Raw genomic sequence first — 25,497 nt, forward strand, 5'->3', positions numbered from 1 at the left:
CGCGTGTCATCCCCGGGGAGGAGCTGTGTTCGATACGTGTAGGCCCCTCGGCGGAGTGGCGGCTCCGGGTCGGCCACCGTAGTCGCAGGTCCTGGGCGTGTCCGCGGAGATGGCTGCTTTGACATACCTATGTCTCCATACCTACCTTGGGTTCATGCCCGCCTCCCGTGCCGCCCGCAAGGACATCGACCGCGTCGCCTCCGCGCTCGCGGCGTCCCTGCCGACGCTGCACAGGACCCTCGACCGCCGGATCCTCGAGGACTTCCCGCACGACCGGCTGCCCGACGCGCAGATCGCCCTGCTCCGCCTGGTGGCGGACCGGGACGGCATCACCGTGCGCGAGGCGGCGCACGAGCTGCTGATGCAGCCGAACAACGTCAGTGCGCTCGTCTCCCACCTCACCCGCTCCGGTCTGCTCGAACGGCGCTGCGACGCCGCCGACCGGCGGGTGGCCCATCTGCACACCACCGCCCTGGCACGGGAGCGCATCGCCGAGGTCGAGGGGATCGCCCGGCGGCATCTCGCCGCGGCGCTGCGGCATCTGACCGGTGGTGAGCTGAGCGCGCTCGGCTCCGCCGTGGGCGCGCTGAACGCGCTCGACACCCTGCTGCGGCCGACCGCGGGCTGACGCCCGGCCGGTCCGCCGCACGCTCCGCCCTGCCCCGCGCCCACGCGTCGGGGGCAGGGCTCTCGCGTGCTCCTCGCCCTCCGGCGGCACGCCACACCTTCGTACCGAGACAAGACAAGGCAGTCGTATGCCCTCCTCCTCCGTTGCCCCCTCCCCTGCCCCGGTGGCCGCTCCGCCGGACGCGCCCTCGGGGCGGCGCGCCAATCCCTGGCTGACGCTGATCGCCGTCGCCTTCGGCCTGTTCATGGTCGGGCTCGACGGCTCGGTCGTCTCCATCGCCAACCCGGCGATCGGCCGCGACCTGAACGCCTCCACCGCGGGTCTCCAGTGGGTCACCAACTCCTATCTGCTGGCGCTCGCCGCCGCGCTGATCCTGGGCGGCAAGCTCGGGGACCGGTTCGGGCGGCGCACCGTCTACCTCGTCGGTGTCGCCGGTTTCACCGTGGCCTCCGTGGCCATCGGCCTGTCGGGCTCCATCGAGCTCGTCATCGTCTTCCGCGCCGCGCAGGGCTTGTTCGGGGCGTTGCTGATGCCGAACACGCTCGGCCTGCTGCGCGCGGTCTTCCCGCCGCGGAAGTTCGGCATGGCGGTGGGCATCTGGGCCATGGTGTCCTCGGTCTCCACCGCGCTCGGCCCGATCGTGGGCGGGCTGCTCGTCGAGCACGTCAACTGGGAGTCCGTCTTCTACATCAACGCGCCCGTCGGCATCCTCGCCCTCGTCATCAGCGCGCTGGTGCTGCCGCAGAGCAGGAACGCGGCGGCGGCGGGCGAGAAGTTCGACGTCCCCGGTGTGGTGCTGCTCGCGCTCGGCATGCTGGTCGTGGTGTTCGGCGTGGTCAAGGGCGAGACGTGGGGCTGGAGTTCGGCGGGCACGCTGGGCGCGATCGCCGCGGGTGTGGTGCTGCTCGTCGTGTTCTGCCGGTACGAGTCGCGGGCCGCTCATCCGCTGCTGCCGATGCGGCTGTTCCGCAGTCCGGCGGTGACCGTCGGCACCGCCGTCACCGCGCTGAACTTCTTCGTCCTGCTCGGCGGCATCTTCTTCGTGATGCTGTACCTCCAGAACGTGCGCGGGTTCTCGCCCGTCGAGGCCGGTGTCCGCACGCTGCCGTTGAGCCTCGCGTCGGTCGTGGCGTCACCGCTGGGCGCGGCGCTCACCGACCGGTTCGGGCCACGTCTGACGATGCCGCTCGGCATGGTGCTCCAGGGCGTCGCGTCGTTCCTGATGCTCGGCTGGTCCGCGGATTCCGGGTACGCGGCGCTGTGGCCGCCCTTCGTCGCGCTCGGTCTGGGCGTCGGCATGGTGATGTCCGCGTCGTCCGCCGCGATCGTGGGCAACGCGCCGGTGGAGGACGCGGGGGTGGCCGGCGGGCTCCAGGCCACCGCGCTCCAGGTCGGCGGCGCGCTCGGCACGTCCGTCCTGGTGTCGCTGATCAGCAGCCGGGTCGGTTCGGATCTCAGCTCCGAACTCACCTCGGCCGGTGTTCCCGGCGAGGCCGTCTCCCGGCTCGCCGAGGCGAAGGACGCGGTGGCGATGGGCGCGGCGCCGGTCTCCGGGTCGATGCCCGCCCAGCTCCGGGCGGCGGTGACCGAGGGCAGCCACGCCGCGTTCATGAGCGGTGTGCACCTGGCGGTCCTCGTGATGGGCGTGCTGTGCGCACTCGGCGCGGTCGTCTCCGCGGCGGTGCTGCGGGGGCGGTCGGCGCCGCGCCACTGAGCCGTGGGCCGGCGAAGCCGTTCCCGCACCCGGCGGGGGTCGGGGTTGGTGTGCGGGCGGTCCGCGACAAGGACGGTCGGGACCGTCTCGTCACCGTCGTCGACCGCCCGCACCGCCGCGACTCCGGCCGGGTCGCGCCACATGTTCACCCAGTGCGTCCGCCCGGCCCGGCGGCCCAGTCGCGGGCGAAGGCGCAGCCAGTAGGCGCACCCGGGGCGCAGGTGGACGACGGGCCGTCCGTCGGCGGCGCTGCGTCGGCGCGCCTCGGCCGCACCGACGGACCGGGGGGAGTCCAGCGGGGAGCTCGCCCCCGCGAGGACGAGGAACAGCAGCGCGTACGCCACGGCCGGTCCGGGGTCTTTTCGAAGGACCGGGCCGCGCGGGTGGGATGGTCCGCCGCGTCCTGCGCGGGGACGCGGTACCGATGAGGACCATCGAGAAGAGGCCGATCGGGCGAAGAAGGAGCTGCCTGCCCCTCGCCCGTGCGGTACGGCGTGTTCACGCCATGTCCGGGTGCGGTTCACGTACCGCACCCTTACGCCTCACACCAAGATCACAGGATGCTGCCGTCATGTTCCCGACACGAAGGAGCCCTCTCGTGGTCATCACCCGGACGCCCCTGGCCGTCCTCGCCACCGCCGTCGCCGCGCTCGCCGTGACCGCCACCGCCCCGGCGGGCGCCGCCTCCTCGCTGCCCGCCGTGCCGCCGCGCGCCGAGACGCCCGCCCTGCACGACGACGCGGCGGGCGGCGACGCCGACGCGGACGACCCGGCGATCTGGCGCGACAGCGCCGACCCGGACCGCAGCCTCGTCATCGCCACCGCCAAACAGGGCGGCCTGCGCGTCTACGACCTGGACGCGCGCGAGGTCCAGTCGGTACCGGCGCCCGCCGCGCCCGGCCTGGACGACGCGCCCGGACGCTTCAACAACGTCGACCTGGTACACAGCGCGCGCCTGTCGGACCTCGCCGTCACCACGGACCGCGGCAGCGACCGGCTGCGCGTCTACCGCATCGACCGCGACCGTGTCGGCGGCCCCCTGAAGGACGTCACGGACCCGAAGGCGCCCGCGGTCTTCTCCTCCTCCCAGGCGGAGATCAACGACCAGCGCACCGCCTACGGCCTGGCCACCTGGACCGACCGGACGACGGGCCGCTCCTACGCGCTCGTCAGCCAGCGGGAGCGCACCCGCCTCGCCCTCCTGGAGCTGACCGCCCAGCAGGGCGGCACCGTCGGCTACCGCCCCGTGCGCACCCTCGACCTGCCCGCCGCCTTCCGCCTGCCGAACGGCACGTCATGGTCGCCGTGCAACGAGCCCGGCGAACTCCCCCAGGTCGAGGGCATGGTGGTGGACCCGGCCGACGGCACGCTGTACGCGGGCCAGGAGGACGTCGGCATCTGGCGGCTGCGCGCCGACCTCACGGGCACGCCGAAGCTGGTCGACAAGGTGCGCGAGTACGGGGTCCCCGGCACCTACGACGAGGCGACCGAGGAGTGCGTCGCGGGCGCCGACCCCGGCTTCGGCGGCAAGCACCTCACCGCGGACGTGGAGGGCCTGACCCTCGTCGCGCAGGAGGACGGCGACGGGCTGCTGCTCGCCTCCAGCCAGGGCGACAACACCTTCGCGGCGTACGACCGCGAGGTCTCCGACGACAACGAGTACGAGGGCGGCTTCCGGATCACCCCGGCCTCGGCGACGCTCGACGGCTCCGAGGAGTGCGACGGCGCCGCCGCGCTGGACGCGCCGCTCGGCCGCCGCTACCCGCACGGCCTCCTGGTGGTGCAGGACGGGCACGACGCGCCCGGCGACCCCGAGCGCGCCTCCACCAACTTCAAGTTCGTGGACCTGGGCGAGGTCACGGACGCGGTCGACGACTGACCCGCGCCTCAGGCGGCTCGCCCCAGGGTGCCTCCAGTGCCGAGCGCAGTGCGGCGAGGGCGCTCGCGCCGATGCGTTCGGCGAGCCGCTCCTCCAGCCGGTCGAGGGCGCGGGAGGCCCGTTCGTGGGCGCGCCGCCCCTCGGCGGTGCGGCGGATCAGCCGCTGTCGCGCCGACGCGGGGTCCGGCACCTGTTCGAGGAGCCCCGCGGCGACCAGGGAGTGCGCGGCCTGGTGCACGGTCTGCCGGGCCACCCCCATCCGCCGGGCGAGCTCCGCCACGGGCGTGCCGTCCTCGTCGAGCGCGGCGAAGAGCTGCATCTGCGGCGGCGTCACCGGCGCCACGCCTTCGCTCTCCAGCGCGGCCAGCAGGCCCTCCTCGAACCAGCGTCTGGCCTCGCCCAGGAGTTGCGGCAGATCACGTCGGGTCCCGGTCATCGCTTCCTCGTGCTCTCGCCCACGGTCTCGGTCAGGACACTTGCCCACCGCCCACCTCACATGTCAGGCTACCTGACGTCAATCGTCAGGCAGCCTGACATTAGGGTGTCCGGCACGAGTGAGGGTGAGTACGCCATGACCATCGAATTCGCGACACGCTACCGAAGCGCCTCCCGTATCCCGCCCGAGCCGGGCAAGCCGTACTTCATCGAGAAGGGCGAGGGCGACCGCGCCCACCTGTTCGGCGACCTCATCACCGTCTACGCGGGCGGCGAGCAGACCGAGAACACCTTCAACTTCTTCACCGTCGAGGGCCCCAAGGGCGACATCATCCCGGCCCACATGCACGCCGACACCCACGAGGTCTTCTACGTGACGCAGGGCGCGGTCCGCCTGTTCGTCGAGGACACCGAGGGCGAGCAGACCGAACGCCTGCTGACGCCGGGCGACTTCGGGTTCGTGCCGAAGAACTGCCCGCACGCCTACCGCATGGAGCGCCACCACACGCAGGTCGTCGGCGTCGCGGCCGGGCCCGGCGGCACCTTCGAGCGGTTCTTCGAGAACCTGGGCACCCCGGCCGAGGAGCACGGCCTGCCGCACCGGCCGTTCGTCCCCGAACCGCACAAGTTCGGCACCGTGCCGCAGAAGTACGACGTCCGCTTCCTGCCCGACCAGCAGTGGCGGACCTCGTGACGCCGGACGAGCTGCGGGGGCTCATCGCCGCCCCGCACCCGGACGTCGCGCCGCTGCCACCGGCCGACGAACGCGCCGCCGGCGTCCGCGAGCTGCGGGGTGTGCCCTACGGCGTCGTCGAGGGCGGCCGGCCGCTCGAACTCGACCTGTGGCTGCCCGGCGCCGACCGCCGGCGCCCCGCGCCGCTCGTCCTGTTCGTGCACGGCGGGGCCTGGCGGCGCGGGCGCAGGGACGACATGGGCGTCCGCACCAGGGCCTGGCGGCCCGGGCCGTTCGAGCGGATCGCCGCGGCCGGACTCGCCGTCGCCTGCGTCGACTACCGGCTCAGCGCCGAAGCCACCTTCCCGGCGCCGCTGGAGGACCTGCGCGCCGCGCTGCGCTGGCTCGGCGTCCGCGCGGACGAACTCGGCATCGACCCCGGACGCACCGTGGTGTGGGGCGAGTCGGCGGGCGGCCACCTCGCCTCGCTGCTCGCGCTCACGCACACCGCGCCACGGCTCGCCGGGGCCGTCGTCTGGTACGGCCCCGCCGATCTCACGACCGCGCGAGCGCCGTTCGATCCCGCCGATCCGGCCACCATGGAGGCGCTGCTGCTCGGTGCGGCGCCCGCCACCGTCCCCGGGCCCGCCGCCGCCGCGAGCCCGGTCCACCAGGCGCACGCGGACGCGCCGCCCTTCCTGATCGTGCACGGCGAGGACGACACCATGGTGCCGTGCGGCCACGGCGAGGCTCTGGCGGCGGCGCTGCGGGCGGCCGGTGCGCCGGCCGAGTCGCGGACGGTGCCCGGCGCCCAGCACGGCTGGGTCGGCCTCGCCGACGACGAGGTGGAGGGGATCTTCAGCGCCTCCCTGGAGTTCGCTCTTTCCCGGACGTAGAAGTGCTGGCAGATTGGGCCGCGCCGGACCCGCCCCCGGTCCCGGCGCCACTCCCAGGACTTCGATGACGAGGTGTGCGATGAGCCCGCAGTTCGGCGACTACCAGTACGAGATCTACCTCGACGGACTGCGCGGTGTCGTGCCCACCCTCCCGATGGAGTTCGACACCCTCCAGGAGCGGGCGCGGGCGGCGCTGCCCGCGTCCGTGTGGTCGTACGTCGCGGGCGGCGCGGGCGACGAGCACACCCAGCGCGCCAATGTGCGGGCCTTCGAGCGCTATGGGCTGATGCCCCGCATGATGGTCGGCGCGGCCCGACGGGACCTGTCCGTCGACCTGTTCGGGATCCGGCTGCCCTCCCCGCTGTTCATGGCGCCGGTCGGCGTGATCGGGCTGTGCGCGCAGGACGGGCACGGGGACCTCGCGACCGCCCGGGCGGCGGCCCGCACCGGCGTGCCGATGGTGGCGTCGACCCTGTCGGTGGACCCGATGGAGGACGTGGCCGCCGCGTTCGGGTCCACCCCGGGCTTCTTCCAGCTCTACACGCCGACCGACCGGGCGCTCGCCGAGAGCCTCGTCAAGCGGGCCGAGGCCGCGGGCTACCGGGGCATAGTCGTCACCCTCGACACCTGGGTCACGGGCTGGCGCCCGCGCGACCTGTCCACCTCCAACTTCCCGCAGCTCCGCGGGCACTGCCTGGCCAATTACACCTCCGACCCGCGCTTTCGGACCCTGGTGCCGGACGAGGACCCGACGGCCAGCGTCTCCACCTGGGCCGCTCTCTTCGGCAACCCGCTCACCTGGGACGACCTGCCCTGGCTGCGCTCGCTCACCGACCTGCCGCTGATCCTCAAGGGCATCTGCCACCCGGAGGACGTGCGCCGGGCCCGCGACGGCGGCGTGGACGGCGTCTACTGCTCCAACCACGGCGGGCGGCAGGCCAACGGGGGGCTGCCCGCGCTCGACGCGCTGCCCGGAGTCGTCGAGGCCGCGGACGGCATGCCGGTCCTCTTCGACTCCGGCATCCGCTCGGGCGCCGACATCGTCAAGGCGCTGGCCCTGGGCGCGACGGCGGTGGGCGTCGGGCGACCGTACGCGTACGGGCTCGCGGTCGGCGGTGAGGACGGTCTCGTGCACGTGCTCCGCGCGCTGCTCGCCGAGACCGATCTGATCATGGCGGTGGACGGCTATCCGACGCTCGCGGACCTGACCCCCGAGGCGCTCGTCACCGTCCCGTGCCCCTGACCGGCTCCCCGCGGGCGTCCGCGCCGACCTGCGCGAGCAGTTCCGTCGCGGCCTCCCACCGGAAGCCGCCCTCGGCGAACCGCACCCCCATCCCCCGCAGCCGCCGCACGCTGTCCTGGTAGGCGGGATGCAGCGCGAGCTGCTCGTTCACGCAGGGCACGGCGACGACGGGCACGCCCGCCCCGTACGCCTCGCAGAGCGTGGCCACGGCGAGCGTGTCGGCGATCCCGGCCGCCCACTTGTTGACCGTGTTGAACGTGGCGGGCGCGACGACGATCGCGTCCGGCGGCGGGAACGGGCGGGGCGTCGCGGGCGTGCGCCACGCGGAGCGCACCGGGCGGCCCGTCCGCTCCTCGACGGCCGCCACGTCGAAGAAGCCGCCGAGGGCGGTGGGCGTCGCGATCACCCCGACGTCCCAGCCCGCGGCCCGTGCGCCGTCGAGCAACGTGCCGACGCCGTCGGCGATCCCGGCCGCGCACACGACGACGTAGAGGAAGGGAGCGGAGACGGGCTCAGTCACGCCCCACCGCCTCGATCAGTTCGGCGAGGCACGCCGCGGCCTTCTCCAGGCCCGCGTGCGGGGTGACGGGTTCGTCCAGGTAGACGTCGCGGCGCAGCTCCAGCATGAGGGCGCTGACCCGGGCGTCCCCGCCGTAGTGGCGCAGGGGCACGTACGTACCGGCGAAGGGCGTGTTTGTACGGCACTCCCCGAGCGGCGCGAAGGCCTCGCGGGCCTGTTCGAGCAGCGGGTCGGGGGTGTGGAAGGGGTCGGTGCCGAGGCAGACGGCCGGGCGGGGGTCCGTGCCGTGCAGCTCGTAGGGCAGGGCGCGGCTCGGGTAGGAGTGGACGTCGATGATCACGGCGCGGCCCGTCGCCGCGAGGCGGTCGTCGACGGCCCGGGTCATCGCCTCCGCGTACGGGTGGAAGTACGTGGTGAGGAGGGCGGCCTCGTCGGCGGGCGGCTCGGGGCGCAGCGGCGTGCGGTGCGTGGTGCGGGTGTAGACGGCGCCCATGCCGACCGCGCGCATCTCCTCCCGCTCGTCGGGGAACCGCTCGGGGTCCACGACGAGGCGGGAGCGCTCGTTGACGAAGCGCCACGGGGTCACGGCCGCGGCGTTCGCGGCCAGTTCGGCGATGTCCTGGGTCCTGGCGTCGGTGATGAGGTCCAGCTCGCGCTCCAGGGCGGCGGCGTCGAGCAGGAGCCCGGCACGGACGCTCGCGGGCACGGTGCGGGAGCCGTGCGGGACATGCAGGACGACCGGCGAGGCCGGGTCGCCGGGCACGAGACGGTACGCGGGCCCGTCGTCGCCCGGGGGTTCAGGGGTGACCGTGGTGTGCATGCCCCTACTCTGCCTCGCACGACGGGGCCCGCGCCCGGGGTTCGCATCCTAGAGGCCGGGGTCGCAGCAGCCGTCCCGGCGCATGAGGCGGCCGACCTCCAGCCAGTCGTCCTGGGCCCCGGCGGTGCGGGCCGTGGTGGTCACGGGCTCGAACGCGCCGACGAGATCGGCCTGTTCGTAGGCGATGCCGCCCCGCAGTACGGAGGTCGTACGCACCAGGTCGTCGAAGTCGGTGAACGGGTCGCCGTCGACGAAGGTGAGGTCGGCGAGCTTGCCCTCCTCCACGGTGCCGAGGTCCGGGTCCGCGCCGAAGACCCGCGCGGGCAGCACCGTCGCGGTGCGCAGGGCCTGCGCCGGGGTGAGCCCGCCGCGGTGCAGCGCGCGCAGGGCGAGGTGGAGATGCAGGCCGACCGGGACCAGCGGCTGGTCGGTGCCGAGGGCGACCAGGCCGCCCTCGGCGAGGAAGCGCCGGTAGGTGTCGGTCTCCCGGGTCAGGGTGGCGAGCTGGGCGCCGGTGGGCGGTGCGGCGGCCAGTTGGTTTACGACGGCGGTGTCCCAGGGCGGCATCAGCACGGTGACGCGCGGGTCGTCCGCGAGCGAGGGATCCGCGCCGAGCAGGGGCGCCGCGGTGAAGGGCGTCGCGATGAGGTGGAACCCGGCGCGCGTGTAGATCTCCGTGACGTCCTGTGCCGAGCGTCCGGTCGCGGACGTGGCGTGCCCGAACTCCAGTCGCTGCGTAGCCTGGAGATGGGTCGTCAGGTCCTGTCCGGCCTGGACGCCGGGCGTGCACAGGTGGCTGCCGCTGCGCACGCCGAGCCGTTCGTGGGCGAAGCGGGCCGCCTCCTTCATGACCCAGCCCGGCGCCCGCACGTAGGTCTTCACGAAGTCCCAGTCCAGCGCCGCCGCCCGGTCCAGGGAGCGGCGCAGCCCCGCGCGGGTGCGGTGGGCGCGGCCCATGCTGTACGCGACGCGGGCACCGTCCAGGAGTTCGCCGGTGGTCAGCAGACGGGGTCCGGCGAGCGCCCCGGCGTCGACCGCCTCCCGGACGCGGGCCTGCTCGTAGGCGAACCCGCCGAGGGAGACGGCGGTGGTGATGCCGTACGCGAGTTGCAGCGCGGTCTGGCGGCCCCCGTAGGTGGACTGCCAGGGGTGGGTGTGGGCGTCCCACAGGCCCGGCAGGACCGTACGGTCGGAGGCGTCGATGCGGCGGGCGGCGGGTCGGTGCCCCGCGCGGTGCGGCGCGACGGCGGTGACGCGGCCACCTTCGACGGTGATGTCGACGTCGTCGCGGACCTGGGCGCCGGTGCCGTCCCAGAGGCGGCCGGCGTGCACCACGGTGTCGGCGGGGCGCGGGCGGCGCCGGTCGAGCGGGATCCGGACCGTGCGGACGGTGCCGCGGGTGACGTCCAGGAGGCGGAGCCTGCCGCCGGTCCGTCCCGCGCCGAGGTAGAGGAGGTGGCGGCTGTCGGCGGCCCAGCTCGGGTGGTCCGCCGCCTCCTCGGTGATCCGGCGGGGCGGCCCGTCGGGGGTTCCGTCGGGGCGGACCGGCAGCAGCCACAGCGCGGACTCGACCACGACGGCCATGGTGCGGCCGTCGGGGGACCAGACGGGCCCCGAGTCGTACCGGTCGGCCAGCGAGACGTGCGGGGCGACGGCGTGCAGCGCGGCCTCGCCGGTGGCGGTGTCGACGACGCGGATCAGGTTGTAGCCCTCGCGGAAGCGCTGGTTGAGGCGGCCCCGGCCGCACAGGGCGACGTAGCGGCCGTCGGGTGACCAGCAGGGCCTGCCGGGCAGACCGCCGCCGCCCAGCGGCTTCGCGAGGACCCGCTCCGTCCGGGCGGCGAGGTCGCGGACCACGAGGTTGCCTGACATGTCCAGGCACGCGAGACGGGTGCCGTCGGGTGAGAGGGCGGGGAAGACCCGGCCGCCCTCGGCGAGGACGGTCTCCTTGCCGGTGGCGAGGTCGTGGCGGTACACGCAGAGCAGTCCCGTGCGGTCGTCGGCGAGGACGAGCCCCTTGCCGTCCGGGGTCCAGGCCGGGGCGAGCACGTAACGCGTCGCCGGGGCGCGGACGACACGGCGAGGCGCGCGACCGCCCGAAGTGGCGCCCACCCAGAGGGAGTTGAGGGCGGCGAAGGCGACCGAACGGCCGTCGGGCGAGAGGGCGGGCAGGTGCGGGGCGCGCACCGGGTGCACTCCCCCGGCGTCGACGTCGTACCGCTTGACCCGGTACCGGGGCCGGTCCACCGTGTGCCGGGCGGTGAAGGGGATGTGTTCGGCGTCCGCGGGCGCGTCCGGGCGGACGAGGCGGAAGGTGCCGTCGACGGTGAGGAGCAGCGTGTCGTCGCCGGTCCAGCGCGGCGGCACGGGCGCGAGGTCGCCGGGCACCGCGACGGGCTCGCCGTCGACGACGAGCGTGCAGCTCGCGGCGGGCGCCGGGGTGGTCCGCAGATGGGCGAGGCGGCCACGCGGCGACACGGCCGGGGTCATGATCTGGGCACCGGAGTCGTCGCTCCGCTCGGTGGTGACGGGGCCGGGGCCGTCGGCGGCGACCGAGGCGATCGTCGCGGCGCGCAGGGTTCCGGCCGCCGTGACGACGCCGCGGACGAACAGCACGCGGGTCCCGTCCGGCGACCAGGTCGGGTCGAAGTCCTCCCAGGCGCCGCCCTGCCCGGGCCCGGACTGGCCGGGGACGCCGGTCAGCCGGCGAAGTCCGCCGTCGCGCACGTCGACGACCCAGATGCGGTAGGGGCTGCCGGTGACCGGGTCGCCGCCGCGCTCGGAGGCGAACGCGACGCGGGTGCCGTCCGGGGACCAGGCGGGGCCGCGGTCGTCCCACGGGCCGTCCGTCAGCCGCCGCGGCGCACCCCCGTCGGCGTCCAGGAGCCACAGGTGGAAGCCGCCGCCCTGGTAGGCGCTGACGACGACGCTGCCGCCGTCGGGGCTGAACTGCGGTCTGGTGGGTTCGAGTTCGGGGGTGGTGAGCGCGGTCGCGGCCCCGCCCGCGCGCGGGATCGACCACAGGACGTTCTGGATCTCGGCGACGAGGCGGTCACCGGACGGGGCGAGGGTGGCGGCGCCGCCTGTGGCCGCGGTGAACGACAGCGTGGCGGGTTCGGCGCCGGCCGCGGCGGCGCCCAGGTCGAGCGCGGCACCCGTGGCGACCGCACCGGCCGTGACCGTCGTGGTCCGGAGGAAGTGTCGGCGGGAGAAGGCGGGACCGGAAGGACGGGTGGTGTCCATGGGACTCCCAGGGCACGAGGGGTGTGCGGAACCGGAGGGCGCGCGGGTCGGGGACGGGGCCTCGTATGCGCGGGCCGGGGACGGGACCGGCGATCGCGCGAGTCGGGCCGGAGACCCGCAGCAACATACGGGGCAGCGCCACGGAAAGTCACCGGAGCGCGCCAGGACGGCCGGATCCTTGTCAGGACCGCGGGCGCCCGCGACGCCCGGGCCACCCCGGCTCCCCCGCGACGACCTGCGGCGAAGGGCCCCGGGAATATGCCGTACGCCCCCTCGGTTGACGGCCCCGAAGGAGGCAACCGTGGAGCAGAAGTACTACACGCACGGGACGGCCGCGGAGCGCTGGGAGCGGGCGCGGATGTTCTTCGACGCGAAGGAGTTCACGACCGCCGCCGGGATCCTGGACGGTCTCGTCGAGGAGGTCCCGGAGCAGGTCGGCCCGCGTCTGCTGCTCGCCCGCTCCTACTACCACTCGGCCCAACTGCGGCGCGCCGAGGACCAGTTGCGCATCGTCCTGGAGCGCGACCCGGTCGAGCACTACGCCCGGCTGATGCTCGGGCGGACGCTGGAGCGCCAGGGCCGGGACGCCGAGGCGGCGCCGCACCTGCGGATGGCGGCGGCGCTCGCCGGGGAGTTCCCGCAGGACTGAGCGCCTGTCCTTGCGAGAGCCTGTCCTTGCGCTCGGGCCGGGGGGTGGGGGCGGGGGGGGGCGGGCCCCCCCCCCCCCCCCCCCCCCCACCGCCCCGGTCCGGGGCTCGGTTAGCCTGGCACACGATGAACCGCACCGAGCAGCAGCCCGCCCCGGCCCACCGCATGACCACCCCCTGGGGAGATGTCGACCTCACCCGTTTCCCGGCGGACCCCCGCGATCCGCTGCGCGCCTGGGACGCGGCCGACACGTACCTGCTGAAGCACCTCGCCGAGAGCGGCACCGATCTGTCCGGGGCCGTCGTGGTGGTGGGTGACCGCTGGGGCGCCCTCGGCACGGCGCTGACGGGGGCCGACGGCTGCTCGCCCACACTGATCTCGGACTCGTACCTGGGGCAGCGCGCGACGGAGGAGAACCTCGCGCGCAAGAGCCCCGCCGGGACGGGCCACGGGACCAGGGCCGAACTGCTCACCACCCAGGACACCCCGCCGGACCGCGTCGACGTGCTGCTCGTGCGGGTGCCGAAGAGTCTCGCTCTGCTGGAGGACCAGTTGCACCGGCTGCGGCCCGCCCTGCACGAGGGCACCGTGGTCGTCGGCACCGGCATGGTCAAGGAGATCCACACCTCGACGCTGAACCTGTTCGAGCGGATCGTCGGCCCGACCCGCACCTCGCTCGCCGAGAAGAAGGCGCGGCTCATCTTCAGCACCCCGGACCTGTCGTTGTCCCCCGGCCGCGATCCGTGGCCGCTGCGCTACCGACTCCCCGACGACGTCGGTGTGGTGGCGGGACGGGCGGTCGTCAACCACGCCGGTGTGTTCTGTGCCGAACGCCTGGACATCGGCACCCGGTTCTTCCTCCAGCACCTGCCGCGGGCCACCGGGGCCGCCCGGATCGTGGACCTGGGCTGCGGCAACGGCGTCGTGGGCACGAGCGCCGCGCTGACCGACCCGGACGCGGAGATCCTGTTCACCGACGAGTCGCACCAGGCGGTGGCGTCCGCCGCGGCGACGTACGCGGAGAACTGCGGGGACCGGCCGGGCAAGGCGGTCTTCCGGGTCGGCGACGGTCTGGCGGGCGTGCCCGACGGCAGTGTCGACCTGGTCCTGAACAATCCGCCCTTCCACACGCACCAGGCGACCTCCGACGCGACGGCGTGGCGGATGTTCGCGCAGGCCCACGCGGCGCTGCGGCCCGGCGGCGAACTGTGGGTCGTCGGCAACCGCCACCTCGGCCATCACCTCAAGCTGCGCCGCCTCTTCGGCCGCAGCGAACTGATCGCGGGCAACCCGAAGTTCGTGGTGCTGAAGGCGGTCCGGCGGGGATAGGTGCCATCGACGCCTCCCCGTGCTTGTCGGAACGGATTCGTCCGGGTGACGATGCCCTCATGAAGGGTGATCTTTTCGCAAGCGAGTACATGGTGCAGCCCGCCGTCGCGCCGGGCATGACCGTCCAGAACGCCAAGTCGATCCGGTATGTCGTCAACGGCGAGATGCTGGCGCGGCAGGGGGCGATGATCGCCTACCGGGGGAACCTCCAGTTCGAACGGAAGGGCCAGGGCGTCGGCGGCATGCTGAAGCGGGCCGTCACCGGTGAGGGCCTGGCCCTCATGAAGGTGCACGGTCAGGGCGAGGCCTGGTTCGCGCAGGAGGCGCAGAACGTCTTCGTGGTCGACATCGAGCCCGGCGACCTGTTCACGGTCAACGGCCGCAACGTGCTGTGCTTCGACGCCACGCTCTCCTACGAGATCAAGACGGTGAAGGGGGCCGGTATCTCGGGCGGCGGCCTGTTCAACAGCGTCTTCAGCGGCCACGGCAAGCTGGGCCTGGTCTGCGAGGGCAACCCGCTCGTCCTGCCGGTCTCCCCGCAGCAGCCGGTGTACGTGGACACGGACGCGGTGGTCGGCTGGAGCGCCAACCTCCGCACGTCGCTGCACCGTTCGCAGTCCATCGGCTCGATGATCCGTGGCGGCTCCGGCGAGGCGGTGCAGTTGATGCTGGAGGGCGAGGGCTTCGTGGTGGTCCGCCCGAGCGAGGCGACACCGCAGAAGCCGCAGCAGCACTAGACGAGCCCCCGGGGGAACGCGGGAGGGCCGGGGGCGGTGCCCCCGGCCCTCCCGCGCCCGTCGGGCCTCAGCCCCGGTACGTCTCCAGCAACCGCAGCCACACCTCACTCACCGTCGGATACGACGGCACCGCGTGCCAGAGGCGGTCGATGGGGACCTCGGCGGCGATCGCGATGGTCGCCGAGTGGATGAGTTCGCCGACGCCGGGGCCGACGAACGTGACGCCGAGAAGGATCTCGCGGTCCAGGTCGACGATCATGCGGGCGCGGCCGGTGTAGCCGTCGGCGTAGAGGCCCGCCCCGGCCACGTCGGCCATGTCGTAGTCGACGGCGCGTACCCGGTGGCCCGCCTGCTCGGCCTCGGCCAGGGTCAGGCCCGCGCTCGCCGCCTCCGGGTCGGTGAAGACGACCTGGGGGACGGCGGCGGTGTCGGCGGTGGCCGCGTGGGCGCCCCAGCGGTCGGTCTCCAGGAGCGGGACACCGGCGGCCCGCGCGGCGATCACGTCGCCCGCGATGCGGGCCTGGTACTTGCCCTGATGGGTGAGGAGGGCGCGGTGGTTGGCGTCCCCGACGGCGTAGAGCCAGTCGCTGCCCTCGACGCGCAGGGTGTCGTCGACGGTCAGCCAGGAGCCGGGCTTCAGGCCCACCGTCTCCAGGCCGATGTCGTCGGTGCGCGGGGCGCGGCCGGTCGCGAAGAGGATCTCGTCGGCCTCCAGGGTCGAGCCGTCGTCGAGGGTGACGGTGACCGTGGAGCCCTTTCGGTGCACGGCCGTCACCGAGACGCCCGTGCGGACGTCCGCGCCCGCCTCGCGGAGGGCGTCCGCGACCAGTTCCCCGGCGAACGGTTCCATCCGGTTCAGCAGGGCGTCGCCGCGTACGAGCAGGGTCACCCGGGAGCCGAGTGCCTGCCAGGCCGTGGCCATCTCGGTGGCGACGACTCCCCCGCCGACCACGACGAGGCGGCCGGGCGCGTGGTCGGCGCTGGTGGCCTCGCGGCTGGTCCAGGGCTTGGCGTCGGCGAGGCCCGGCAGGTCGGGCAGGGCGGCGCGGGTGCCGGTGCAGACGGCCACGGCGTGCCGGGCGGTGAGGGTGGTGACCGTGCCGTCGTCGGCGGTGACCGTGACGCGGCGCGGTCCGTCGAGGCGGCCGTGGCCGCGGTGGAGGTCGGCTCCGATGGACTCGATCCAGCCGACCTGGCCGTCGTCCTTCCAGTGAGAGGTGTAGTCGTCCCGGTGGGCGAGTACGGCGGCGGTGTCGAGCGGGCCCTGCACGGCCTGGCGCAGGCCGGGCACGCGGCGGGCGTCGGCGCGGGCGATCACCGGCCGCAGCAGCGCCTTGCTGGGCATGCACGCCCAGTACGAGCACTCGCCGCCGACGAGTTCGCTCTCCACGACCGCGGCGCTCAGCCCGCCGGCCCGTGCGCGGTCCGCGACGTTCTCGCCGACCGGTCCCGCTCCCACCACTACAACGTCGTACTCAAGAGGTTCCGTCATACGCCCCAGTGTGGTCGTAGGTGTGCCGGTGAGCCACATGGGTACGTGCGCGGAATACGTCCGCCGTGCGGACCGTTGTGCCCAGCGGCTTTGCCCCTTACGGCTTCGCCCGTCGTCCAGGAAGCAGGAAGAGGGAAATCACCATGAGCAGCACCACTGTGGAGCTGACCAAGGAGAACTTCGATCAGATGGTCACGGAGAACGAATTCGTGCTGATCGACTTCTGGGCGTCCTGGTGCGGCCCCTGCAAGCAGTTCGCCCCCGTCTACGAGAAGTCCGCCGAGGCCAACCCGGACCTGGTCTTCGGCAAGGTCGACACGGAGGCGCAGCCGGAGCTGGCCGCCGCGTTCGGCATCCAGTCGATCCCGACGCTGATGATCGTCCGTGACCAGGTGGCCGTGTTCGCGCAGCCGGGCGCGCTGCCGCAGGAGGCTCTGGACGACGTGATCGGCCAGGCCCGCAAGCTCGACATGGACGAGGTCCGCAAGTCGGTCGCCGAGCAGCAGGCGCAGGCCGCGCAGCAGTCCGAGGAGGGCTGAGGCGCGACGGTCGCGCAGGAGACGCGTAGAGGCGGTCACCGGTTCGGTGGCCGCCTCTTCGCGTGGTGTCGGGCCGGTTCTACGTCGACGCGCGGGGGACGGCGCTCGCGCCGAGGACGTTGCGCACCTCGGGTTCGGCGGCGGGGTCGCGCACCAGTCGGTCGACGAGGCCGGCGAGTTCCTCGCCCGAGGGCAGGTCGATGCGGACGGTGCTGAGGCGGGGGCGCAGCAGACGGCCCAGCATGAGGTCGTCGGCGCCGATGACGGCGACGTCGTCGGGGATGGCGGCGCCCGTGTCCTGGAGGGCGCGCATCAGGAGCATGGCGTATTCGTCGTTGTAGGCGAAGACGGCGCCGAGGCCCCGTTCCCGCAGGTGTCCGGCGGCGCGGGCCGCGTCCTCCTCCTCGTAGGCGAGGGGCAGGCGTACGACCTCGGCGCCGGTGTCCTCGACGCCCGCGAGCCGGGGCAGCGCGAAGGTGCCGAGGCCTTCCTCGCGGGGCATGACCACGCCGATCCTGCGGTGTCCGCGGGCGATGAGGTGGTCGCCCGCGGCGCGGCCGACCTCGCGGTGGTCCATGATCAGGGCGTGTGCGCCCGCGACGGGGTCGGGGCCGAGGGTGATGACGGCCTTGGCGCCCGAGCGTCGCAGGATGCCGATGCCGTCGGGGCCCATGCCGACGGGGGCGAGGACGGCGACGGGGCGCAGTTCGGCCCAGGCGCGGGCCGCCTGCTCGCCGCCGAGGCCGACGCTGCCGTACTGCACGACGGTGTAGTCCAGGCGGCTCAGCGCCCATTGCAGCTCGTTGAGGAAGGCGCTGTAGAGCGGGCCGACGGGTACCTCGGGGGTCGGCATGAGGACGATGCGGGTGTGTCCGGCGCGCAGGCTGCGGGCGGCGGCGTGCGGGACGTAGCCGAGTTCCTTCGCCGCCTCGTGGACGCGGCGCCGGGTGGGTTCGCTGATCCGGACGGCGCTGGTGTTGTTCAGGACGTAGCTGACCGTGGCCCGTGAGACCCCGGCGAGGCGTGCGACGTCCGCGCTCGTCGGCACGGCGCCCCGGGCGACTCCGGCGGCCTCGGGGCGTGCGGCCCCGGAGGTTCCGGGCGGCTGGGCGGGCTGCTGCTTCGGTATCTGCACCATGACCCCCGGCATCTTTCCAGACGGGCCCCGGCGGGCGGGCTCCGGGCCGTGCGCCGGGTGGGGGTGTCATCCGGCGGCGAGCGTGCGCCACAGGTCGGGCTGTTCGAAGCCGAGGGCCCACAGCACGGTGTGGGGCACGTCGAACTTTCGCAGGGTGGGCAGGTGGGCGGCGGTGCCGCGGGCGTCCTGGTACCAGACGGTGTGCCGGGTCCTGCCCGCCTTGTACGTGAAGTGCGGGGTGCGGGAGTCCGGGTCGAGCGTGTAGGGCGCCTTGACCTTGCGGCGCAGTGCCTCGGCCTCCGCCGACGTCAGGTGTGCGGCCCTGGCCTTGCTGCCGACGGTCCAGTCCCAGCCGTACGCGGGCAGGCCCATCTCCAGCTTGGCGCGCGGGATCTCGGCGGTCGCGTGGGTCAGGATCTCCTCGTACCACTGGGGTGTCGACAGGGGTCCCGGCGCTCCTTCGGCCCAGTGCAGGTTGTAGGCCATGACACGGATCCGGTCGGCGGCGGCGCCCAGTTTCCCGTAGTCCCAGACGCGGCCGGTGGTGCGGGTCTTGGGGGTGACGGTGACGAAGCACTGTTTGCGCAGGGCGTGCAGGCGGGCGCAGAGGTCGGTGACGAAGGTGGCGTAGCCGTCGCGCACGGCCGGGTAGGTGGACTGGGGGGTCGGCGCGATGGACTCGTAGTCGAGGTCGAGGCCGTCGTAGGCGCGGCTGCGGGCGACGGCCAGCAGGGCGTCGACGTGCTCGGCGCGCCGGGCGGGGCTGGTGAGGACGTCGGCGAGGGCGCCCGGCCTCAGTTGTTCCATGACGGTGGGCACGACCTGGATGCCGTGGTCGTGCAGGCCGTCGACGACGCCTCGGTCACCGGCTCCGGGGTGGCCGTCGATGCGGGTCGCGGACTTCGTCTCGTACCAGAAGGGGCTGACGGTCCGTAGCTGCTCGGCGTGTGCGAGGGCGTCGCGGTAGGCGGCCTCCTGGTTCCAGTGGGGCAGCCAGGCCGAGACCGTGCGCGGGGGCGGCGGTGCGGAGCGGACGGGTGCCGCGGCGCTCAGGGTGAGCAGCACGGCGAGGACGGACAGGGCGCTTCGGTGGATGCGGCGTGCCATGGGGCGAGCCTGTGGGGCGCCCGGCGCCCCCGCCGCGCGGAGTGGGCCGTCCAGGCCTTAACGTGACCCGCGTGACCGCATTCACGGACGATCAGGCGTACGACCATCCCGGCCGCGACGGCGCGACGGCCACCGTGGAGGCCGACCCGCGCCGGGTGGGTCGGGTGCGCACCGAGTACGCGCCCGCGCACGACGGCGATCCGGACCCGGGCGAGATCGTGTGGACGTGGGTGCCCTACGAGGAGAACGACGGGCGCGGCAAGGACCGGCCGGTGCTCGTCGTCGCGCGGGAGACCGCGGGAACGCTGCTCGCCGTGCAGTTGTCGAGCAAGCGGCACGACCGTGACCGGGAGTGGGTGCCGATCGGTTCGGGGCCGTGGGACAGCGGCGGCCGGGCGTCGTGGGTGGGGGTGGACCGGGTGCTGCGGGTGCACGAGCGCGGGATGCGCCGTGAGGCCTGTGCTCTGGACCGGGGCCGGTTCGACCTGGTGGTGCTGCGTCTGCGGGAGCGCTACGGCTGGGAGTGAGTCCTGGGGATGCGCCCGCTCCGTGCGCCGCGTGCGCCGGGTGTGCACCCGCTGGTCGTCGGCGTGGGACCGGAAGTCCAGGGGCACTCTTGTGCGAAGCGCGGTGAGCGTCTTGGGTGGGACGAGCGTTGCCCGAAACGGTCCGCACCGGGCCGGATCGACGACACGGTCCCCACCGGGGACCATGGATGCACGAGACTCAGGAGGATCCCGGCATGAGCGAGGGAGACTGTACGGCCTCCGGTGACCTGGTCACCGAGGCGGAGGTGGAGGCCCTGGTACGGGGCATCTGCTTCAAGACCGGCCCGCCCCGCACGGTGGGCGTGGAGCTGGAGTGGATCGTCCACGAACCGGACCGCCCGCAGGACCCGGTACCAGCCGAACGACTCGACGCGGCCTATGTCGCACTGCGCGCCCTGCCCCTGGGCTCGGCGCTCACCGTGGAACCCGGCGGACAGGTGGAGCTGAGCTCGTTCCCCGCCGCCACGCTGATGGACTGTGTCTCGGCCATGCGGGCCGATCTGACCGCCGTCCGCACCGCACTCCGCGGCCACGGGCTCGTCCTCGCCGGCCATGGCACCGACCCGTGGCGGCCCCCGCGCCGCGTGTTGCGGCAACCCCGCTACGACGCCCTGGAGGCGTCCCTCGACCGTGCCGGCCCCGCCGGGCGGTCCATGATGTGCTCCTCCGCGTCCGTGCAGGTGTGTCTGGACGCCGGGCACGAGGAGCCGGGTCCGCTGGGCCACGGGCGGCGCTGGCGCCTCGCCCATCTGCTCGGGCCCGTCCTGGTCGCCGCGTTCGCCAACTCGCCGATGCTGTCCGGCCGTTCGACCGGGTGGCGCTCCACGCGGCAATGGTTGTGGGAGAGCATCGACGTGGGCCGTTCGGGCGCGCCGCCGCTCGACGGTGATCCGCGTTCCGCGTGGGCGCGGCACGTCCTGGACGCGCCCGTGATGTGCGTCCGCTCGGACAGCGGCCCCTGGCACGTCCCCGAGGGTCTTTCGTTCCGGGAGTGGACCCGCGGCGGCGGCGCACCGCGTCCCCCGACCCGCTCCGACCTCGACTACCACCTGACCACGTTGTTCCCGCCGGTACGGCCGCGCGGCCACCTCGAACTGCGCATGATCGACGCCCAGCCGGGCGACGACGGGTGGATGGTTCCGCTCGCCGTGACGACCGCCCTGTTCGACGATCCGCAGGCCGCCGAGACCGCGTACCGGGCCGTGAAGCCCCTCGCGGAGCGCGCCGGTCCGCGGCCCGCGCCGCACAACGCGCTGTGGCGGGACGCCGCCCGGCTCGGGCTCGCCGATCCCGAGCTGCGCGAGGCGGCGACGGCCTGCTTCACGACGGCTCTGGACGCGCTGGACAGGATCGGCGCGGACCGGGACGTGCGGCGGGCGGTCGCGGACTTCACGCACCGCCATGTCGTGCGCGGCCGGTGTCCCGCCGACGACGTGCTCGACTCGCTCGCCGAATCCGCCCAGGGGAGGACCGTCCGCTCATGACCACCGAGGAGAACGTCAGCACCGATCCGGAGGCGCTGCGCCGTCGCGCGGCGGACGCCCTCCTCGCGGCGCGGCGCCGCACCACGCTGCTGACCAGTTGTGTGGAGGAGCCCGAACTGACCGCGCAGCACTCGCCGTTGATGTCGCCGCTGGTGTGGGATCTGGCGCACATCGGCAACCAGGAGGAGCAGTGGCTGGTGCGGGCGGTGGGGGGCCGCGAGGCGATGCGGCCGGAGATCGACCCGCTGTACGACGCGTTCGAGCACCCGCGGGCCGAGCGTCCCCGGCTGCCGCTGCTCGCGCCGCACGAGGCCCGGGGATACGCGGCCGACGTGCGCGGCAGGGCGCTCGACATCCTGGACAAGGCGTCCTTCGAGGCGGACTCCACGACGCGCCTGACGCGTTCGGGGTTCGCCTTCGGCATGGTCGCCCAGCACGAGCAGCAGCATGACGAGACGATGCTGATCACGCATCAGCTCAGGACAGGGGCGACGGCGCTCACGGCGCCCGACCCCGAGCGGCCCGGCGCGCCCTTCACCGGACCGGCCGAAGTGCTGGTCCCGGGCGGGCCGTTCACGATGGGCACGACGGCGGAGCCGTGGGCGCTGGACAACGAGCGTCCCGCGCACGCCCGGTTCGTGCCGGCCTTCCACATCGACACGACGCCCGTGACCAACGCCGCGTACCTGGAGTTCATCGCCGACGGCGGTTACCGGCAGCCCCGTTGGTGGGCGCCGGAGGGCTGGGCCATGGTCCGCGACCACGGCATCGAGGCGCCGCTGTTCTGGCGGCGGGAGGCCGGTCAGTGGCTGCGCCGGCGCTTCGGCGTCACGGAGGCCGTCCCGCCCGACGAGCCGGTGCTCCATGTGAGCTGGTACGAGGCCGACGCCTACGCGCGCTGGGCCGGGCGCCGCCTGCCGACCGAGGCGGAGTGGGAGAAGGCCGCCCGCTTCGACCCGGTGTCGGGGCGCTCGACGCGCTATCCGTGGGGCGACGCCGACCCCACCCCCGAGCACGCGAACCTGGGCCAGCGCCATCTGCGCCCGGCCCCCGTCGGCAGCTACCCGCTCGGCGTGTCGCCGCTGGGCGTACGGCAGTTGATCGGCGACGTGTGGGAGTGGACGGCGAGCGACTTCCTGCCCTACCCCGGCTTCGTCGCCTACCCGTACCGCGAGTACTCGGAGGTGTTCTTCGGCCCCGACCACAAGGTGCTGCGCGGCGGCTCGTTCGCGGTGGACGCGGTGGCGTGCCGCGGCACGTTCCGCAACTGGGACTACCCGGTCCGCCGTCAGATCTTCTCGGGTTTCCGCACGGCTCGCGACGCCCAGCCGCAGGAGGCCGTCTGATGTGCCGTCACCTGGCCTACCTGGGCCCGCCGGTGCCGCTCGGCGAGGTCCTCGACGCCCCGCCGCACAGCCTGTTCCGCCAGTCGTGGGCGCCGCGCAGACAACGGCACGGCACGGTCAACGCGGACGGTTTCGGGGTGGGATGGTACGCGGAGGGCGACCCGGCCCCGGCCCGCTACCGGCGCACGGGGCCGATCTGGGGCGACCTGTCCTACACCGACCTGTCCCGGGTGGTCCGCTCGGGAGCGGTGCTCGCGGCCGTCCGGGACGCCACCCTCGCCGGGGCCGACGGCGAGGCCGCCGCCGCGCCGTACGCCTCCGGCCGCTGGCTGTTCAGCCACAACGGCGCGGTGCCCGGCTGGCCGCACTCGTCGGCGCCGCTGGTGTCCACGCTGCCCGCGGCCGACCTGCTGTCCCTGGAGGCCCGCTGCGACTCGGCGTTCCTGTGGGCTTTGGTGCTGCGCCGGCTGCGCGCGGCTCTCGCCGAGGGCGCAGAGGACGCCGAGGCGCAGGCGCTGGCCGACACCGTCCTGGAGGTCGCCGAGGCCGCGCCCGGCGCCCGCCTCAACTTCCTCCTCGGCAACGGCGAGTCGATCGCCGCGACCGCCTGGGGCGACACCCTCTGGTATCTGACCGAGCCCGGGCGCCGCACCGTCGTCGCCTCCGAGCCGTACGACGACGATCCGCACTGGATCGAGGTGCCCGACCGCACCCTGCTCGCGGCGAGCCGCACCGATGTCCTGCTGACCCCGCTCAAGGAGCCGTCCGCGTGAGCCCGTACGCACTGACCCGCACCCTTCCCGAGGACGCCACCGGGGCCGCGCTGCGGTCCGACGTCCTGGCCGGACTGACCGGCTCCCCCAAGACGCTGCCGCCGAAGTGGTTCTACGACGCGCGCGGCAGCGAGCTGTTCGACGAGATCACCACCCTGCCCGAGTACTACCCGACCCGCGCCGAGCGGGAGATCCTGGTGGCGCGGGCTGCGGAGATCGCGGCGGCGACGGGGGCGAGGACCCTGATCGAGCTGGGTTCGGGCTCGTCGGACAAGACCCGTCATCTGCTCGCGGAGTTCCCCGAGTTGACGCACTACGTCCCCGTGGACGTGAGCGAGAGCGCGCTGCGGGGCGCGGCCCGGACGTTGCTCGCCGAGCATCCCGCGCTCGCCGTTCACGCCCTGGTCGCCGACTTCACCCGGGCGCTGGAGCTGCCCCCGACGCCGGGCCCGCGGCTGGTCGCGTTCCTCGGCGGCACGATCGGCAACCTGCTGCCCGAGGAGCGTGCCGCGTTCCTGACGGCGGTGCGGGGGCTGCTGTCGCCCGGTGACTCCTTCCTGCTCGGCACCGACCTGGTCAAGGACGAGGCGACGCTGGTGGCCGCGTACGACGACGCGGCGGGCGTCACCGCGGCGTTCGACAAGAACGTCCTGGCCGTGGTGAACCGGGAGCTCGGCGCCGACTTCGACCTCGGGGCGTTCGAGCACGTGGCGGTCTGGAACGCCGGGCGGGAGTGGATCGAGATGCGGCTGCGCTCCACCGTGGCGCAGACCGTGAAGATCCCGGCGCTGGACCTGGCCGTGACGTTCGCGGCGGGCGAGGAGCTGCGCACGGAGGTGTCGGCCAAGTTCCGCCGGGAGGGCGTACAGGCGGAACTCGCGGCTTCGGGACTTGAGTTGACGGGGTGGTGGGCGGACGCGGCGGGGCGGTTCGCGTTGTCGTCGAGTTCCGTGCCCACCCCTTGACGCGCCCGGCGGCGCTCCTGCCCGCCGGGGGTCACTCGCCGCTGTCGTCCAGGCGGCGGGTGATCTCGCGGGACGCCTTCTTCGCCTCGGTGGCCGGGTCCGCGCCGGACAGGACCCGGGACATGTAGGACTTGATGGGGTTGTCGGCGGCCTCCACCTTCGCCCAGAGGGGCGATGCGGGGGTCGCCTTGCCGTGGGCGGCGCCGACGGCCATCGCGGCGACGCCCGGTTCACCGGCCACGGCGTCGGCCAGGGTCGTCTTGTTGGGGACGTAGTCCATGGTCCTGGCCAGGTCGGTGTTCCACTTCTCGCCCGCCAGGGCCTTCACCACGGCGACCGCGCCGGGCCGGTCGTCGGTGTTGGCCGGGACGACGAGGTCGGAGCCGCCGGTGAACACGGCGCCCGGGCGTGCGGCCGTCCTGCCGGGGATCGGGAAGTAGCCGAGCTTCCCCTTCAGGGCCGGGTTCTCCCCGATGATCTGCTGGGCCGCGCCGGGCACCGAGATGATCTGCGCGATGTCGCCCTTCGCGAACCGCCCGGCCTGGGAGGGGTGTTCCTCGTCGGCGTTCTTCGGGCCGTCGCCGAGCGCCTGGAGCTGCTGGTAGAAGTCCATGGCGCGCAGCGCGGCGGGCGTGTGGAGGGCGCCGGTCCAGGTGCCCGCGGAGGCGTGGGCGAGTTCGCCGCCCTCGTCCCAGACGAACCCGGACAGCGTGTACCAGTCCTGTCCCGCGAGGTAGATGCCCTGGGTGCCGCCGGTGTCGAGGCGGCGCGTCATGTCGAGCCATTCGTCGCGCGTCCTCGGCGGTTCGTCGATGCCGGCCCGGGCGAAGAGGTCCTTGTTGTAGATGACGACGCGGTTGGCGGCGTACCAGGGGATGCCGTACTGCCGGGACTTGTCGACGCCCGGCTCGGCGAGTCCGGGCAGCCAGTCCGTCATGCCGAGGTCGCGCGCGGATTCCAGGGACAGGTCGAGCAGCCCGCCCTCGTCGACGTACTGCGGGACCTGGGTGTTGCCCACCTCGATCACGTCGGGGGCGCCGTCCCCGCCGTGGCGGCGCTTCAGGGCGGCGGTGACCTTCGCGCCGATGCCGGTCCACTCCTGGACGCGCACGTCCAGGCGCACGTCGGTGTGTTGTGCCTCGAACTCCCTGGTGAAGCGCTCGACGAACGCGTCCGACGCGCTGTTGCGCATCAGCCACACGGTGACCGTGCGGCGCTCCGGTTCACCGCCCGGCAGGGCTCCGCACGCGCTGACGAGCGTGCCGGTCGCGGCGAGGAGGGAACCGAGGGACAGGACGGCACGGCGGGATCTCACGGGGGTCTCTTTCTGCCTGCGGACA

General features: G+C 73.9%; 23 protein-coding genes and 1 pseudogene. 15 read left to right on the forward strand and 9 right to left on the reverse strand.

Going from position 1 to position 25,497, the window contains the following annotated elements:
- Positions 1-154: 154 nt before the first annotated feature.
- Complete coding sequence (locus ACIRF8_RS20110; protein WP_404216713.1) at positions 155-628, forward strand: MarR family winged helix-turn-helix transcriptional regulator; 474 nt, start codon at positions 155-157, stop codon at positions 626-628.
- Positions 629-755: 127 nt separating this feature from the next.
- Complete coding sequence (locus ACIRF8_RS20115; RefSeq protein ID WP_404216716.1) at positions 756-2,342, forward strand: DHA2 family efflux MFS transporter permease subunit; 1,587 nt, start codon at positions 756-758, stop codon at positions 2,340-2,342.
- Between the two features lie 14 nt (positions 2,343-2,356).
- Here the strand turns inward: ACIRF8_RS20115 and ACIRF8_RS20120 are convergent.
- Positions 2,357-2,695 (reverse strand): annotated as a pseudogene (locus ACIRF8_RS20120) (hypothetical protein); the annotation flags it as partial.
- A 218-nt stretch (positions 2,696-2,913) separates the two neighbouring features.
- Between ACIRF8_RS20120 and ACIRF8_RS20125 the strand changes: the two are divergent.
- The gene (locus ACIRF8_RS20125) at positions 2,914-4,221 is read left to right on the forward strand and encodes a phytase (protein ID WP_404216718.1); all 1,308 of its coding nucleotides are present in this window, start codon (positions 2,914-2,916) and stop codon (positions 4,219-4,221) included.
- Here the strand turns inward: ACIRF8_RS20125 and ACIRF8_RS20130 are convergent.
- Complete coding sequence (locus ACIRF8_RS20130; protein WP_404216720.1) at positions 4,199-4,657, reverse strand: MarR family winged helix-turn-helix transcriptional regulator; 459 nt, start codon at positions 4,655-4,657, stop codon at positions 4,199-4,201. The two genes, ACIRF8_RS20125 and ACIRF8_RS20130, sit on opposite strands and share 23 nt — an antisense overlap.
- 135 nt (positions 4,658-4,792) lie before the next feature.
- Here ACIRF8_RS20130 and ACIRF8_RS20135 point away from each other — a divergent pair, with 135 nt between their 5' ends.
- The 3 genes from ACIRF8_RS20135 to ACIRF8_RS20145 all read left to right on the forward strand — a co-directional run bounded on the left by ACIRF8_RS20135 (position 4,793) and on the right by ACIRF8_RS20145 (position 7,468).
- Entirely contained in the window at positions 4,793-5,350 is a 558-nt protein-coding gene (locus ACIRF8_RS20135; RefSeq protein WP_404216722.1) for a quercetin 2,3-dioxygenase, read from the forward strand.
- A complete protein-coding gene (locus ACIRF8_RS20140; RefSeq protein ID WP_404216724.1) occupies positions 5,347-6,225 on the forward strand; it encodes an alpha/beta hydrolase fold domain-containing protein in 879 nt (292 codons plus the stop codon). Before ACIRF8_RS20135 ends, ACIRF8_RS20140 begins: the two co-directional genes overlap by 4 nt.
- Positions 6,226-6,304: 79 nt before the next feature.
- Entirely contained in the window at positions 6,305-7,468 is a 1,164-nt protein-coding gene (locus ACIRF8_RS20145; protein ID WP_404216726.1) for an alpha-hydroxy-acid oxidizing protein, read from the forward strand.
- Here ACIRF8_RS20145 and ACIRF8_RS20150 read toward each other — a convergent pair.
- The 3 genes from ACIRF8_RS20150 to ACIRF8_RS20160 are packed head-to-tail and all read right to left on the reverse strand — an operon-like array spanning position 7,449 to position 12,051.
- Entirely contained in the window at positions 7,449-7,988 is a 540-nt protein-coding gene (locus ACIRF8_RS20150; RefSeq protein ID WP_404216728.1) for a flavoprotein, read from the reverse strand. The two genes, ACIRF8_RS20145 and ACIRF8_RS20150, sit on opposite strands and share 20 nt — an antisense overlap.
- The gene (locus tag ACIRF8_RS20155; protein WP_404216730.1) at positions 7,981-8,808 is read right to left on the reverse strand and encodes an N-formylglutamate amidohydrolase; all 828 of its coding nucleotides are present in this window, start codon (positions 8,806-8,808) and stop codon (positions 7,981-7,983) included. Before ACIRF8_RS20155 ends, ACIRF8_RS20150 begins: the two co-directional genes overlap by 8 nt.
- Before the next feature lie 48 nt (positions 8,809-8,856).
- Positions 8,857-12,051, reverse strand: coding sequence for an amidohydrolase family protein (locus ACIRF8_RS20160; RefSeq protein ID WP_404216732.1), 3,195 nt, complete (start codon positions 12,049-12,051; stop codon positions 8,857-8,859).
- 358 nt (positions 12,052-12,409) lie between these two features.
- On the opposite strand from ACIRF8_RS20160, the gene ACIRF8_RS20165 reads away from it, so the two are divergent.
- From ACIRF8_RS20165 to ACIRF8_RS20175, 3 genes are all read left to right on the forward strand, one after another.
- A complete protein-coding gene (locus ACIRF8_RS20165) occupies positions 12,410-12,700 on the forward strand; it encodes a tetratricopeptide repeat protein (protein ID WP_404216952.1) in 291 nt (96 codons plus the stop codon).
- A gap of 164 nt (positions 12,701-12,864) precedes the next feature.
- On the forward strand, positions 12,865-14,028 hold the full coding sequence (locus ACIRF8_RS20170; RefSeq protein ID WP_404216953.1) for a methyltransferase: 1,164 nt from the start codon (positions 12,865-12,867) through the stop codon (positions 14,026-14,028).
- A gap of 59 nt (positions 14,029-14,087) precedes the next feature.
- Entirely contained in the window at positions 14,088-14,765 is a 678-nt protein-coding gene (locus ACIRF8_RS20175; RefSeq protein ID WP_404216734.1) for an AIM24 family protein, read from the forward strand.
- Between the two features lie 67 nt (positions 14,766-14,832).
- Here ACIRF8_RS20175 and ACIRF8_RS20180 read toward each other — a convergent pair whose 3' ends face one another.
- Positions 14,833-16,257: a dihydrolipoyl dehydrogenase family protein gene (locus ACIRF8_RS20180; protein ID WP_404216736.1), complete on the reverse strand. Its 1,425-nt coding sequence runs from the start codon at positions 16,255-16,257 to the stop codon at positions 14,833-14,835.
- A gap of 143 nt (positions 16,258-16,400) precedes the next feature.
- Between ACIRF8_RS20180 and trxA the strand changes: the two genes are divergently transcribed.
- Entirely contained in the window at positions 16,401-16,796 is a 396-nt protein-coding gene (gene trxA / locus ACIRF8_RS20185; RefSeq protein ID WP_404216738.1) for a thioredoxin, read from the forward strand.
- A gap of 79 nt (positions 16,797-16,875) precedes the next feature.
- Here trxA and ACIRF8_RS20190 read toward each other — a convergent pair whose 3' ends face one another.
- Both ACIRF8_RS20190 and ACIRF8_RS20195 read right to left on the reverse strand, forming a co-directional pair.
- Entirely contained in the window at positions 16,876-17,946 is a 1,071-nt protein-coding gene (locus ACIRF8_RS20190; RefSeq protein ID WP_404216740.1) for a LacI family DNA-binding transcriptional regulator, read from the reverse strand.
- Between the two features lie 54 nt (positions 17,947-18,000).
- A complete protein-coding gene (locus ACIRF8_RS20195; protein WP_404216742.1) occupies positions 18,001-19,041 on the reverse strand; it encodes a glycosyl hydrolase family 18 protein in 1,041 nt (346 codons plus the stop codon).
- 71 nt (positions 19,042-19,112) lie between these two features.
- Between ACIRF8_RS20195 and ACIRF8_RS20200 the strand changes: the two genes are divergently transcribed.
- From ACIRF8_RS20200 to egtD, 5 genes are all read left to right on the forward strand, one after another.
- Positions 19,113-19,568, forward strand: a complete 456-nt coding sequence (locus ACIRF8_RS20200; RefSeq protein WP_404216743.1) for a type II toxin-antitoxin system PemK/MazF family toxin — start codon at positions 19,113-19,115, stop codon at positions 19,566-19,568.
- A gap of 215 nt (positions 19,569-19,783) precedes the next feature.
- Positions 19,784-21,073: an ergothioneine biosynthesis glutamate--cysteine ligase EgtA gene (gene egtA / locus ACIRF8_RS20205; protein ID WP_404216744.1), complete on the forward strand. Its 1,290-nt coding sequence runs from the start codon at positions 19,784-19,786 to the stop codon at positions 21,071-21,073.
- The gene (gene egtB, locus ACIRF8_RS20210; protein WP_404216745.1) at positions 21,070-22,419 is read left to right on the forward strand and encodes an ergothioneine biosynthesis protein EgtB; all 1,350 of its coding nucleotides are present in this window, start codon (positions 21,070-21,072) and stop codon (positions 22,417-22,419) included. The genes egtA and egtB overlap by 4 nt, the downstream gene beginning before the upstream one ends.
- Positions 22,419-23,192, forward strand: a complete 774-nt coding sequence (gene egtC / locus ACIRF8_RS20215) for an ergothioneine biosynthesis protein EgtC (RefSeq protein WP_404216746.1) — start codon at positions 22,419-22,421, stop codon at positions 23,190-23,192. The genes egtB and egtC overlap by 1 nt, the downstream gene beginning before the upstream one ends.
- Positions 23,189-24,157: an L-histidine N(alpha)-methyltransferase gene (egtD, locus tag ACIRF8_RS20220; RefSeq protein WP_404216747.1), complete on the forward strand. Its 969-nt coding sequence runs from the start codon at positions 23,189-23,191 to the stop codon at positions 24,155-24,157. The genes egtC and egtD overlap by 4 nt, the downstream gene beginning before the upstream one ends.
- Before the next feature lie 31 nt (positions 24,158-24,188).
- On the opposite strand, the gene ACIRF8_RS20225 is transcribed toward egtD, so the two are convergent.
- Positions 24,189-25,349, reverse strand: a complete 1,161-nt coding sequence (locus ACIRF8_RS20225; RefSeq protein ID WP_404216954.1) for an extracellular solute-binding protein — start codon at positions 25,347-25,349, stop codon at positions 24,189-24,191.
- Positions 25,350-25,497 lie beyond the last annotated feature (148 nt).

Origin of the sequence: Streptomyces sp. NPDC102406, from assembly GCF_044765725.1 — a bacterium.
GTDB lineage: Bacteria > Actinomycetota > Actinomycetes > Streptomycetales > Streptomycetaceae > Streptomyces.